This window comes from Paenibacillus polymyxa (assembly GCF_018614975.1).
Lineage (GTDB): Bacteria > Bacillota > Bacilli > Paenibacillales > Paenibacillaceae > Paenibacillus > Paenibacillus polymyxa_E.
Genome location: NZ_JAGGNR010000007.1, coordinates 41,590 through 53,908 on the forward strand (window position 1 = coordinate 41,590; position 12,319 = coordinate 53,908).

Below are 12,319 nucleotides of genomic sequence, written 5' to 3' on the forward strand. Positions count from 1 at the left end.
GTAAAAGGTTTAGCGGGCATAGAATGCTTTATACCCTGCCCTTATCAAATGAGAGTAATCCATATTCGTTAAGCAGCTCCCTTACGTACATTTTGATCTCATCTCTAGTTTGACGAACAGCAAGGATCGTAGGATTATTTGTAGCAAGTGGATCGGTAATCGGCCATACTCGGTAATCCAGACCAAAAGGAATTACGGGACAGGCCTCTCTGGTCTCATCGCACAGTATGATAATAACGTCGGAATCCACAAATGAAATCATATTCAAGAGTTTGCCCGACTCTTCATGACAAGCCACATGTTCTTCCTGAAGAACTTGAACGGTGAGTGGATGAATAGGCCTCGGATCAATTCCTCCACTATCTACCTGAACCTGATTGTTCGCATAAAATGAAGTATACGAAGCCGCGAGCTGACTCCGGCAACGATTATGTGTACACCAGAAAAATATTCGTTTCGGCTGTTTCATTAACTCACTCCTTTAAATTGCAAGCAATATCCAAAGTTTCGTTTCGTTCGAATACGTATCTGGTCATCAAACACCTTTATTTTTCGCCGAAGTTCATTCACGTAATATTCAACACGCCTTCGGTCCAGCTCCATGTCTTTCGCTAAAAGACGTTTTAATTGTTCAGCCGATGTATATCGCTCTGTACGTTGAAGAAGCTGCATGAACAGATAGATCTCAACCTTGCGCAATGATTGACGAATATGCCCTAAACGTATCTCCATGCAATCCAGATAAATCTCAATTTCATTTAATTTAAATGCTTTATGCTGAACAGAAACTTGCCAGTCATAAGGTCGAATCTTCATTCTGTGCTTGGCCCAAATCGACTCTAGTTTCAAGTTTAATTCTTCAAATTCAAAAGGAGCACAAAGTTTTTCCGTTACATGAGCCAATAATCCACTGGCCTCACTTTTTCCATTATCGAATGGCAACTCACATAGCAAGAGTATGGGTGGCACATGTCGGAAAGATCGGATTGTCCGAAGAACAGTCTGCTCCATAGCCCGATGCGAATCCAGAATAATCAGATCTAGTTGGCTTGAGATTGTATATTGTTTATCTTCATAATTCTTGACATGGTAGCCCTGCTTGGATAAACCAAAGTGCAATAAGTTAATCATCATAGGATTATGATGAATAATTAAGATCTGTTTTGGTACAAAGTCCATCCATTCCATAGCAAAATCACACCTGCTCTCCGTAGACTATATTGTGTGTGTGGACGTTGTTCAGGTATTTCGAGTACGCGATGAAGAACTGCCTAATGAAAATATATAAGTTTATGCTTATATTGTAATTCCTAATTTGCCCAAAGAAAATGATTTTACAGAAATTTTACAAAACACTGTTTTTCAGCACTCCGATTCCAAACACCTTAATTGACGCTGGCTGGTTGAATAAGAATAGAAAAAGTACGCCAACAACTTGGTTGTTAGCGTACTTTTTCTGAATTTCAATTGATCTCATTGTTTAATAGAACAAGATGAACTGCAGTCCGTTTGTTGTTGAACTTGCTGGACTTGTGGAAGACTGACACTGCATACACCGGTTTCAGGCAGATCCAGCTCTACTTTTAAGGCAGCTTCAGGATCACCGACTAAAAAGGCCACCACGGATCGAACCTGTTCATATCCTGTAGCCATCAGAAAAGTAGGCGCACGTCCATAACTCTTCATACCTACTATATACAATCCTTGTTCCATCTGACGGAGTTCTTTCTCCCCATGCGGACGAACGGTGCCGCAGCTATGAACATTCGGATCAATCAATGGTGCCAGGGTTTCGACACTTTCGGTAATCTGGTCAATGCTAAGCCTCAACTCTCTTAAGAAGGTAAAGTCTGGTCTGCTACCTGTATTCACAATGATCTCATCCACTTGAGCTATTTCCTGAATAACACCACGTTGCTCTCCAATGATGGTGACTTGATCGCCTTTCTGCTGAAGTTCCTGAATATGGAATGGTGTTATCACGTTGACCTTTCCAGCATCAACGAGTTGATGCAATCGACTGCCTAACTCACCTCTGGCTTCAAGCTGATCGCTCGCTTCTCCGCCATAAGCATCTTCTACACGATCTCTCCGCATTATCCAGGTGAGCTTCGTATGGGAATTCGTTTCTTGCAATTTTGCTAGATCAAGTAAGGTATTTGAGGCTGAATGGCCGCCACCTACGATAGCAATATGTTTATCTGCATAGCGGTCTCGGTCCTCCCCTAGCACATCCGGGATGCCATAACATATTTGCTTATAAAGGGCTTTCTCCCCAGAAGTTAATACGCCGCTGGAAAGCACCGGGTTTGCATTCCCCCAGGTTCCGGAAGCATCAATGACAGCTCTTGTCTCATACCGTTTGGCCCTGCCCTCTTCTTCTACATAGATCAAAAAAGGTTGTTTCTCACGGTCTGCTGTTTTCATTTTGTCTGCATTTTTGCGACTGATCCCGACTACGCGTGTATTCAAATGAAGGTAAGATTTAATGTCAGGTAACTCAGCAAGTGGTCGTAAATACTGATCTCTCAGTTCATGGCCTGTTGGTAAACCATCAGAACTCGGCGCAATCCATCCGGCATTGGCCAATAACCGACCGGCCGCTTTATCGACGTTATACTGCCATGGCGAAAATAGACGAACATGGCCCCACTTGGAGATATTCTCACCTACTATACTCCCCGCCTCAAAAATGATAAAGGATTGGCCAGCTTCAATCAGATGTGCTGCTGCTGCCAGACCAATAGGTCCAGCACCAATGATGGCTACAGGTAAATGAGATAGCTCTCCATGGTGTACAGGCTCTTGAAGAGAGATCGGCTTTTCCGTGAGCGTAGGTGAACAACAGGACTCGACTTGTTTGAATTCAATGTTTTTCATTTCAAACGACCTCCAGTAATTGTTTAAATGTATATTTGCAAAATACAAGTATTAGAGAAGTGTATCGGGGTAATACCGTTGATTACCCCACTGGCGTACAGCACATTTTCGATTTTAACATACTCTCATTAAGCAGTTTAACAGATTGCATAACGATTGCTTTTTCTGTATCGGTCATGAAAGAAAAAACCTCTTCCAGATGTGTATTCATCCGATGATCTATAGCTGTTGTTACAAACTTCCCCTCAACTGTCAAACGGAGAATGTATACTCTTCGATCGTCAGGATGAGGTGTTTTTCGAACCAGATTCTTCTTAATTAACGTCTGGATTTGACGACTAAAGGTTGTAATATCCATCGCAAGCGTTTCGGCAATTTGTTGCATAGATGGCTCATGTTGATGGTCAATTTCGTATAGGATATGACTTTGGATTAAAGATATTTCCTGCTCTCCAACCGTGCAACAATTTTTATCCAGCAAGCCGAAGCGACGTACCATAATTTGCAATAGCTCTCTTGGGTTTTGATTATCTGGCAACATAATCACCTCTTGGTGACTATTATAAACAAATTATTTGTATATTGCAACTAACGTATATGCTTCTGCTTTTCCAGATTGTTTTGAATATGTTTGACGACATATTCAGCGTCTGGTCCCACACCTCGAAGGGTCGCTGATGCAAAGGAGCGCTGTCCAGACAGACCTACATAATAGAGTCCGGTGACCTTCCTGCTGATCCCGTTCTTCTGCTCGGGTTCTCCTTGACCATCCAATCCACCTAATGCATCGATATAAGAAACGTTAGAACGATATCCCGTCGCAAAAATGATGGTTTGGACCTCTTCTTGTGTTCCGTCAGACCAGATAACCCCATTATCATAAAATGCAGTGAACATTTTCTTTTGCCTTGGGTTCCCGGCTTGAAGTCGCTGCTTATATCCATCCAAATCCAGAACGGATGAACCGTTCGCAAATGACTTTCCAAATCTCCAAAACGAATCGATCCCCGTTAGCTTAAACCAAAAGTGAATATCCTGGCCCAAGAGACGCTGCGGGATTAATGCTACTGGTTCTCTCACAGCAAGTGTTGTTTCAGCTACTTCGGATAGTTCCATCGCAATCTGAACTGCGGAATTCCCTCTCCCTACCACAATGACCGATTGATTTTGAAAAGGGGCAGGTGTTCGATAGGTAGCAGAGTGCAAGATGGTTCCCTTAAATTGTTCCTGCTTAGGTATCGAGGGGGTATAAGGTTGACTAAAAGACCCTGTCGCTGAGATCAGATTACGAGCCATGTATTTCTCTCCAGATGAAGTTGTTACTCTAAATATTCCGGATTCTTTAGATATTTGGTTTACACGCCTGTGGTACACCAAAGGCAATTCGAAATGAGAAGCGTAATCCTTCAAGTATTGGATAACCTCATCTCGATGTGGGTAGCGATCCCCTGGTGACTCTATCGGAAGTCCCGGCAGAGACGAGTACATGGCCGGTGAGAATAACTTCAAATTATCGTAATACTGAGGCCAGGCTCCTGCTGCTTCTCCACCTGCCTCCAAAATCAGGAAGGACAGCCCTCTCTTTTTCAAATGATAACCGGAAGCAAGTCCTGCCTGACCTCCACCGATGACAATGACATCCCAGATTGGTTCCATAATGCATCTCCTTCACAAATAATTTGTATTTTGCAAGTATAATACATGAATATGAATTGCATCATGTATTTAGTTGTTCAACCCAACACTCAGGTTAGATTTAGAATTAAACTCATTCAAAGATGAATTTAAATTCACATTGAACTGTTTGTATTATTATAAGTATAACAATTTAATTGCAATATGCAACTTTTATATCAACGGCCAGAACCTCATCACCGTTATGTATTAACGTTCGCACGAGACTCGAACCGAAACGGCCGAGTCCGATGACAATATATTATATTTATTCTTTTCTTCTCCTCCTTTCCAGTTTTGTTAAACATCATCTAGCCATCGGTTAATATATTTTGATTCGGTTCGTTGAAAACGAATCGATTGATCCGTAATTTCAATTAAGAAATACCTGTCTTTCTTAGTAAAACATTCGACCAGGTACTTCTCTAGCAGATCAATATCATCATCCGTTTTGATAAGCACAAGATTAGAGTGAACATACTTAATATCGTAAAGCATATCCAAGTGAGATTGAATACACCGATCCGTCCATCCACTTTTCTCAGGTGAGTAAGAAAAAAGATACGTTTTTGCAACCATTCTCATTCCCTCCATAACTAAAACATTTTACGAGTACTATCGAGATTACGGGAGCCAATTAACGAAGAACACAGTATTAGAGTAAATTCTTCATATTAAGCAGATTGATAATTTGAAAATCAGGATATTTCAGCGCACTGTTTTTGATGCAGAATATGCAAATCAATTATGAAATCCAATACTAAACGGTTAAATATATGGGGCTGGCATAAATGAGTAGGATACATGGCATCCTGTAACACAACTTTTTGTGCGTGAGGAAAGTTCACCATTTCTTGTTGAACTTGCCGCAGCCTCCGTTCGTTTTGCGCTCCTGTCACACATAAAACAGGAACTCGAATTTGTTTGGTGCAGGTCAGAATGTCAATTTGGCTTAAAGCAATGTGCTGTTTGATTAGCTCAGTTGGACGTTTATGCTGCAATTCTCTTCTAAGAATGTGATAAGCAATAAGCCATTTATTATAACTAACTCTTAAAGAGCGAATGAAGAATTCGGCTGGAAGATAGTGAGTAACCCATGCAAGAGCCTCAACCATGCTCTTAATTTTTTTATTTTTGACAGCGGGGATAGCTTTCACATCACTATCTACAAGAACGAGAGCATGAACAAATCCGGGATATATAGCTGTGAATTTTTGAGCCAGAATGCCTCCGCTCGAACTTGCCACCAGAATTGCTTTGGGTACTCCCAGTTTTTCTAATAGTTCTTTTAGATCTTCGCATTGTGTATCAATAATCCGGTTAACCTCAATATCCATTCTGCCAGACCGTCCATATCCTCTTAAGTCAAATACGATTACCCTGACCCGTTTGCTGAAATATTCAACTTGAGGTCCGAATACATGATGAGACGAAAGGTGATCATGGATAAATACGATTGGAACACCACTACCATGTGTTTCATAATAAAGGGATGTACCATTTAATTGAACCTGCGGCATGGCTATGCCTCCTATCATCGTGCTTAACTCCTTAAAAAAACACAAAAAGAGCCCGCTGTTGGCAGGCTCCTCCGGGTCAATCCATATCTTATTATAATTATTATATAACCCCAAATATAGACTGTAAAGCAACGAGCAATAATTAATTGAATGAAACTATGCTTACTTGAGGAATATGAACGGAGAACTATACCGTTTTTGTGTGTTGTCTGTAATTATAGAGGCTCTTGCCCATTATTGCATAACATTATCTCCTCCATATAGGCAACTGCATAGAATATAGGATACACCAACCTCAAAGGAGAATGAAGATGTCCCATGAACTACAGCGTCACAAAGATATGCATCATCCCGTACTTAGCAGTTGGAATAATCATGCCCAGGCTGCTCCCTCTTCATGTTGCAATACCAATGTAACCGTTAGTCATCCCTGTACAAAAATAGAAGTAAAAGATTATGGACAACGCCCGCTTGTGATCAATATAGACCAGGCAACAAAACACAATCAAAATTATCGTACTGCCCTATGGACTGGTAAATATTTTCAAGTGACTCTGATGTCTATCCGTGTTGGTGAAGATATCGGATTGGAAGTCCATCCGACAACCGATCAGTTCATCCGTATTGAAGAAGGTCAGGGACTTGTGCAAATGGGAGATGAGAAAGACCAATTGAATTTTGAAACCATGGCCTGTGAGGATTATGCCGTTATAGTACCTGCTGGAAAATGGCACAATATAACTAATACAGGCGATATCCCTCTTAAGGTATATGTTATCTATGCGCCCCCAGAGCACCCTTATGGGACAGTTCATGAAACCAAAGATATCGCCATGGCTGCGGAAAAATAACTACCTTTAGAGAGAATACATTCATTACAATATGCAATTCCCATACAAAAGCCGAATTAACCCTCGTATTCTCAAAGGTTAATTCGGCTTAAGTTAAGTAAACTTACATACAATCTAAAGCAGTTGCTCTTCGATACGTAAGAACTGATTATACTTGGCGACTCGTTCTGTCCTTGCGACCGATCCCGTTTTAATTTGGCCTGCTGCCATACCTGCAGCAAAATCAGCGATGAATGTATCTTCGGTTTCACCTGATCGGTGCGAGATCATTGTAGAATAACCATGTTTTCTGGCTAATCGAATGGTTTGTATGGATTCAGTAATTGTACCAATTTGGTTTAATTTGATTAATATAGAATTACCAATTTGTTCAGAAATGCCTTTCGTGAATATTTTCGGATTAGTTACAAATATGTCGTCGCCAACTAATTGAACGATGTTTCCCAGCTTATGAGTCATCTCTCTCCAGCTATCCCAATCATGTTCGGATAGCGGATCTTCTATAGAAATAATTGGGTATTCGTGAATTAATTGTTCATAATATTCAATCATCTGTTGGCTGTTCAACTGCTTCCCTTCAAAATGATAATGTCCATCAGTATAAAACTCGCTGGCAGCAGGGTCCATGGCAATCGCCACATCTTTACCAGGCTGATAACCTGCTTGCTTTATAGACTCCATCAAAAAATCAAGAGCTTCTTTACTTGATTTTAATTTTGGGGCAAAACCGCCCTCATCACCTAAAGATGTTGCATAACCGGCTTTCTCCAAAGTATTTTTCAAAACATGATAGACATTAACAATTCGTTCCATGCCCTCTCTGAAGGAAGTTGCCGCAACCGGAGTAATTAAAAATTCCTGAATGTCAATTCCGGAATCTGCATGTTTTCCCCCATTGATAACATTAAAGAATGGTCTCGGAATTTCCGCATCCATTCCACCAATATAACGATAGAGAGGAATTCCCTGAGACAGTGCTGCTGCTCTGCATATCGCCATAGATGCACCCAATATTGCATTTGCTCCTAATCGACTTTTGTTCTCCGTTCCATCCAGTTGTATTAACAGATTATCAATCTTGGTCTGATCAAAGGGTGAGCAGCCTATTACAGCTGAAGCAATTTCATTGTGTACATGCTTCACTGCTTCTAGGACACCCTTTCCTCCAAGTCTTTTGTTATCGACGTCTCTTAATTCTACAGCTTCATTCTCACCTGTAGATGCTCCAGACGGCACGGAGGCTCTGCCCAGTGTTCCGTCAGATAACAAACAATCAACCTCAATAGTTGGATTGCCTCTTGAATCAAAGATCTCACGGGCCATCATATTCTTGATTAATGCATTCATTTCAAAATATCCCCCTCTAGAAAAGTTGTTTATCCATAGGTTTACCCATAAATGCACATTAAATAACGGCAGCATCAAACCTGTAATGTGAAAATTCTTTTTCTCATAAACGAAAAATCACCAATCAAGAACTAACCTGAAGTAGGCATCTCATTGTTTCTCAACTCCACACTCATTTTTTTTCTTCAAGCTTTTCACTGAAGCAAGTGTAGTTCCCTCAGGAATTGAAATAAGGTGACTTTTAGATATTCCGATTTGTTGCGATGTGTAGATTCCGGTATGTCCTGAAAATAAATAACTTACAATACAAGCGATGAAGAGATAAATCGCCCCCTCTGAACCAAACAATTCGATCCCCATGAGGAAACAGGCAATAGGAGTATTGGTTGCTCCACAAAATACAGCAATGAAACCTAAAGCCGCTAAAAATGGAGCATAGAGATTTAAAAATGAAGCTAACGAATGCCCCAAAGTGGCCCCGATTGCAAAAAGAGGTGTTACTTCACCCCCTTGAAAATTAGCTCCGAGAGTTAGAGCCGTGAACACAAGTTTACCTAAAAAGGCAAATGGATGAACTTCGCCAGTAAACGAATCTTCAATTAACGGGATACCCAAACCAAGGTAATCTCTTGTTCCAAGAAGATATACTAATGCGATAATGATCCCCCCACCAACAGCACTTTTGATCATAGGGTTCTGAAACAAACGTGTATAAAGCTTTTTGAGTGTATGCGTTAATTCACTAAAAACAATGCTCGTCAAGCCAAACAAAATTGAAGCAAAAACGACCTTGAGTATTACGATTAATGAAAAAGCAGGAATTTCACCAATAGGGTAGTGCAAATGTGTAACACCCCAAAAGGAGGTCGCAACAATATTTCCTACAAAACTTGCGATAAATGCTGGTATCAAAGCTTCATGCCTAATTAAACCGATGGCTAGAACCTCTAATCCAAATAGGGTACCGGCTAAAGGTGTCCCGAATATTGAACCAAATCCCCCGCTGATACCACAGATCAATAGAATCTTTCGATCCACGGGTCCAACCCGCAATAACTTTCCGAACCATTCAGCCAAGCTTCCTCCCATTTGTACAGCGGTACCTTCCCGACCTGCCGAACCTCCAAACAGATGTGTAATCACAGTGCCGAATAGAACAAGTGGGGCCATTCTGAGTGGTATCGTCTCATTTCCTTTATTAATTTCTTCAATTATAAGATTATTACCCTTAGCGCTATTTTTTCCATATCTAGCATACATAAAACTAACCAATGCTCCACCGACAGGAAGCAAAAATAATAACCATGTATGCTCCATTCGGAGTTGGGTTACACCGTCCAAAATATGTAGAAAAAAAGCTGATGCAGAGCCTGTCAAAATACCTACTCCACTTCCGAGAATAATCCACTTGAGCAGAGATCGACACAGCATCAAAAAACGCCATTTTCCAAACATTTCAAACCACCTTGAATTCCTTTGTACCATAACATTCAACCCTCTCTGATGTGTGTTTGACAAAAAAAATAGACTCCTACCAGGGGAATAGAAACTTCTCACTGGTAGGAGTCATTAGCCTTACGGCGGTTAAGGCGAACTCCATCGCCTTATGAACTTGATGATATAATACTCTTAAATTATTGTCAGGTCAATCCTTTTTTATACACTATAATCAGGAACCTAAATGTCGATACAGCGTTGAGATGTTTTGTATGGTCAGCTATGGAGAATAACTGAGGTAGAAATATTAGGAATCGGCCGTAAGCCTATTTTAGAGTATGAGATTTCAGGTTCTCCCGTTTCCGGGATCTGTTCCATCTGAGCTTCATTCGCTCTATCCGAAATCGCAAATTACTGTTCTTTATACACGCGTACATAATCCACTTGCATCGTCGCAGGGATATCGGAGGCGTTCGGCGTACGACCACCGTCAAAGTTTCCGCCGATTGCCAAGTTCATAATAAGGTAGAACGCCTCATCGAAAGGTGCATTCGGATTATTCGGTGCAGCTATGGAATACCACTGCTCGTTAGTGACTTTATAGAAAAACTTACCGTCTACATACCATTTAATGTTGTCCTCTTCCCAGACTACAGAGTATACATGATAATCATTGGCAATAGTTTGCCCCTCTGGGAAGTGATAATCGCCGCCCGAATACTGGTTTCCGGGCCATTGTCCACCAAAGTGTATGGTACCGCTTACTGACCCAGGCAGACGGCCTCTCGCTTCCATAACATCAATTTCACCTGATGCAGCCCAAGTGCCGTATACCGAATCTTTTGGAAGCATCCACAGTGCTGGCCATACACCATCACCTGTAGGAAGCTTGGCACGAAAATCTACTCTGCCGTACTTCAAGGACAGTTTATCCTTGGTGTTAATCTTTCCCGAAGAATACTGTGCATACCGATTCGGGTCTTGTGGGAAAGATTTGCTGTCGTTCATGGCTTTGATATTCAGCTTTCCGTCCTGTACATATACATTTTGGGTGCTGTTTGTGTAGTGCTGCAGTTCTGCATTTCCCCATCCCCAAGTACCGGGATCGTTATTGAGATAATATCCTGTTTCATAGTTCCATTTACTTGTATCCAGCGTAGTTCCGTTAAACTCATCCTGCCAGATGAGGTTCATGCCCGCGATTGCCGGATCGGTTGGCGTTCCGATGGATATATCCTCTTGATCGGATACATCCGGACGCGGAGCATTTGGATTGCCGATGAAGGTATAGTTGACGAAGTTGTTGCCAATATTTCCACCCGCCTGTCCGTTCAGCGGATATCCGATACGGATCTGCATATTTTCTTGGATTGGCTGGAACCAAAGACCATAGATATAATCGGCCCAGTAGCCCCACTGGTTGGCATCGGACATATTGTTATACCCATTACCGGAGTATGCAAATTTGCTCTGGCTGGAGTTACTCAAATCAACCCATTGCCCATTCATGTTAATTTGGTATATAAAATTGTCCAGTTCCTTGGCGATTGGTGCGCCCCCATCAATTTTGGGAAGCGGAACCCCAATGGAACCATTCGCATCTGCTGTGAAGGTTGTTCCTTCGTATGGCGTAATGACATATGAATTTCTTGTAGGTTCATTAAACGTAATGGTATAAACAAGATTAGCCGAAGAAGTCTTTGATTCTAATTTGACATTGATCGACTCCGTTACGTTAAACCAGTACCCACCGCCGCCATCCGTGAATTGGCCAAAATTGTGATCGTAGATCCAGCCGCTGGCTGCGTTATTGTCAATATCAATCCAGGTGCTGCTGTTTACAGGTTTGACATACACCTTCAAATCATCCGCAACAGCTTCATAAGTGACAGCAGGATTATTGTTGAACGTTGGATATGTAAATCCTGCACCGCCTGTGAAACTTGCTGTGATTTGTGGACCTTGTGTCGGATTCATCGCTGTAATGGTTGTTTTGTTGATGTTTTGGAATACAAGTTGATACTCCAGCTTAACACCATTCGCTTTGGAGTACAGTTGAATCTCGGTTGTTGCGGAGAGGGTGAACCAATAGCCATTGAAGCCACCATCGCTCCAGTGCCCCCAGTTTTGGTTATAGATATATCCGCCTGCCTGGTCGATATCAACCCAGTTGTTGCCCACTTTCACATTAACGCCCACATCACTGTAAACGTCATTCCATGTCGCGGAGCCACCATTGAACTTAGGCATAACAAATCCGTAGCTGGCCTTGCCAACCCCAGATTTTGAGATAACAGGCCCGTCTGCGGGTGAGAAGTACTCCATTGAGGTTACAGTAGTTCCCGCTGCCTGAACCTTTGAAGCCGGCAGTAAGCCAATACTGGCCAGCATCACAACCACAAGCAACATACCGAGCCCCTTTTTCATAAACCGTTTCGCCCTAAAGTGAGATGGATTCATAATTGCCCTCCTTTAATAGAATAATAGTTTAGTTTCTCCCAATCCATGCGCATTAAAGTAATCGCTTACATTGAGGGATATCTTTATTCTAGCGAATAGGTTAATTTGCTGAAAAGGTACAATTGTTTTTGTGGTATCCCATTTTTTTGG

12 protein-coding genes and 1 riboswitch are annotated in these 12,319 nt (G+C 41.7%); of the genes, 1 reads left to right on the forward strand and 11 read right to left on the reverse strand.

The window, feature by feature from the left end; genetic code table 11:
- Positions 1 to 28 precede the first annotated feature (28 nt).
- The 8 genes from J7E78_RS02915 to J7E78_RS02945 all read right to left on the reverse strand — a co-directional run bounded on the left by J7E78_RS02915 (position 29) and on the right by J7E78_RS02945 (position 6,074).
- Positions 29 to 469, reverse strand: a complete 441-nt coding sequence (locus tag J7E78_RS02915; protein WP_215074860.1) for an arsenate reductase/protein-tyrosine-phosphatase family protein — start codon at positions 467 to 469, stop codon at positions 29 to 31.
- Positions 469 to 1,188: a winged helix-turn-helix domain-containing protein gene (locus J7E78_RS02920; RefSeq protein WP_215074861.1), complete on the reverse strand. Its 720-nt coding sequence runs from the start codon at positions 1,186 to 1,188 to the stop codon at positions 469 to 471. Before J7E78_RS02920 ends, J7E78_RS02915 begins: the two co-directional genes overlap by 1 nt.
- 285 nt (positions 1,189 to 1,473) lie before the next feature.
- On the reverse strand, positions 1,474 to 2,880 hold the full coding sequence (locus tag J7E78_RS02925; protein WP_215074862.1) for an NAD(P)-binding domain-containing protein: 1,407 nt from the start codon (positions 2,878 to 2,880) through the stop codon (positions 1,474 to 1,476).
- Positions 2,881 to 2,962: 82 nt separating this feature from the next.
- Positions 2,963 to 3,421, reverse strand: coding sequence for a MarR family winged helix-turn-helix transcriptional regulator (locus J7E78_RS02930; RefSeq protein ID WP_215074863.1), 459 nt, complete (start codon positions 3,419 to 3,421; stop codon positions 2,963 to 2,965).
- Between the two features lie 47 nt (positions 3,422 to 3,468).
- Positions 3,469 to 4,536, reverse strand: a complete 1,068-nt coding sequence (locus J7E78_RS02935) for a flavin-containing monooxygenase (protein ID WP_215074864.1) — start codon at positions 4,534 to 4,536, stop codon at positions 3,469 to 3,471.
- Between the two features lie 172 nt (positions 4,537 to 4,708).
- On the reverse strand, positions 4,709 to 4,813 hold the full coding sequence (locus J7E78_RS29655) for an NAD-binding protein (protein WP_397330454.1): 105 nt from the start codon (positions 4,811 to 4,813) through the stop codon (positions 4,709 to 4,711).
- A 41-nt stretch (positions 4,814 to 4,854) separates the two neighbouring features.
- Complete coding sequence (locus J7E78_RS02940; protein ID WP_215074865.1) at positions 4,855 to 5,133, reverse strand: hypothetical protein; 279 nt, start codon at positions 5,131 to 5,133, stop codon at positions 4,855 to 4,857.
- Positions 5,134 to 5,252: 119 nt separating this feature from the next.
- Positions 5,253 to 6,074: an alpha/beta fold hydrolase gene (locus J7E78_RS02945; protein WP_215074866.1), complete on the reverse strand. Its 822-nt coding sequence runs from the start codon at positions 6,072 to 6,074 to the stop codon at positions 5,253 to 5,255.
- A gap of 311 nt (positions 6,075 to 6,385) precedes the next feature.
- On the opposite strand from J7E78_RS02945, the gene J7E78_RS02950 reads away from it, so the two are divergent.
- Positions 6,386 to 6,925, forward strand: a complete 540-nt coding sequence (locus J7E78_RS02950) for a cupin domain-containing protein (protein ID WP_251034781.1) — start codon at positions 6,386 to 6,388, stop codon at positions 6,923 to 6,925.
- Positions 6,926 to 7,039: 114 nt separating this feature from the next.
- Here J7E78_RS02950 and eno read toward each other — a convergent pair whose 3' ends face one another.
- The 3 genes from eno to J7E78_RS02965 all read right to left on the reverse strand — a co-directional run bounded on the left by eno (position 7,040) and on the right by J7E78_RS02965 (position 12,169).
- On the reverse strand, positions 7,040 to 8,272 hold the full coding sequence (eno, locus tag J7E78_RS02955; RefSeq protein ID WP_215074867.1) for a phosphopyruvate hydratase: 1,233 nt from the start codon (positions 8,270 to 8,272) through the stop codon (positions 7,040 to 7,042).
- A 150-nt stretch (positions 8,273 to 8,422) separates the two neighbouring features.
- Positions 8,423 to 9,727, reverse strand: a complete 1,305-nt coding sequence (locus J7E78_RS02960; RefSeq protein ID WP_215074868.1) for a voltage-gated chloride channel family protein — start codon at positions 9,725 to 9,727, stop codon at positions 8,423 to 8,425.
- Positions 9,728 to 9,825: 98 nt separating this feature from the next.
- Positions 9,826 to 9,885: riboswitch (Fluoride riboswitch) on the reverse strand.
- Between the two features lie 235 nt (positions 9,886 to 10,120).
- Complete coding sequence (locus J7E78_RS02965; protein WP_251034782.1) at positions 10,121 to 12,169, reverse strand: glycoside hydrolase family 16 protein; 2,049 nt, start codon at positions 12,167 to 12,169, stop codon at positions 10,121 to 10,123.
- Between the last annotated feature and the right edge of the window lie 150 nt (positions 12,170 to 12,319).

What these genes read in the sequence shown, in the direction of transcription:
- eno (WP_215074867.1), bottom strand. Translation starts at nt 8,272, where the DNA reads ATGAATGCATTAATCAAGAATATGATGGCCCGTGAGATCTTTGATTCA.
- J7E78_RS02945 (WP_215074866.1), bottom strand. Translation starts at nt 6,074, where the DNA reads ATGCCGCAGGTTCAATTAAATGGTACATCCCTTTATTATGAAACACAT.
- J7E78_RS02965 (WP_251034782.1), bottom strand. Translation starts at nt 12,169, where the DNA reads ATGAATCCATCTCACTTTAGGGCGAAACGGTTTATGAAAAAGGGGCTC.
- J7E78_RS02950 (WP_251034781.1), top strand. Translation starts at nt 6,386, where the DNA reads ATGTCCCATGAACTACAGCGTCACAAAGATATGCATCATCCCGTACTT.
- J7E78_RS02915 (WP_215074860.1), bottom strand. Translation starts at nt 469, where the DNA reads ATGAAACAGCCGAAACGAATATTTTTCTGGTGTACACATAATCGTTGC.
- J7E78_RS02960 (WP_215074868.1), bottom strand. Translation starts at nt 9,727, where the DNA reads ATGTTTGGAAAATGGCGTTTTTTGATGCTGTGTCGATCTCTGCTCAAG.
- J7E78_RS02940 (WP_215074865.1), bottom strand. Translation starts at nt 5,133, where the DNA reads ATGGTTGCAAAAACGTATCTTTTTTCTTACTCACCTGAGAAAAGTGGA.
- J7E78_RS02920 (WP_215074861.1), bottom strand. Translation starts at nt 1,188, where the DNA reads ATGGAATGGATGGACTTTGTACCAAAACAGATCTTAATTATTCATCAT.
- J7E78_RS02925 (WP_215074862.1), bottom strand. Translation starts at nt 2,880, where the DNA reads ATGAAAAACATTGAATTCAAACAAGTCGAGTCCTGTTGTTCACCTACG.
- J7E78_RS02935 (WP_215074864.1), bottom strand. Translation starts at nt 4,536, where the DNA reads ATGGAACCAATCTGGGATGTCATTGTCATCGGTGGAGGTCAGGCAGGA.
- J7E78_RS02930 (WP_215074863.1), bottom strand. Translation starts at nt 3,421, where the DNA reads ATGTTGCCAGATAATCAAAACCCAAGAGAGCTATTGCAAATTATGGTA.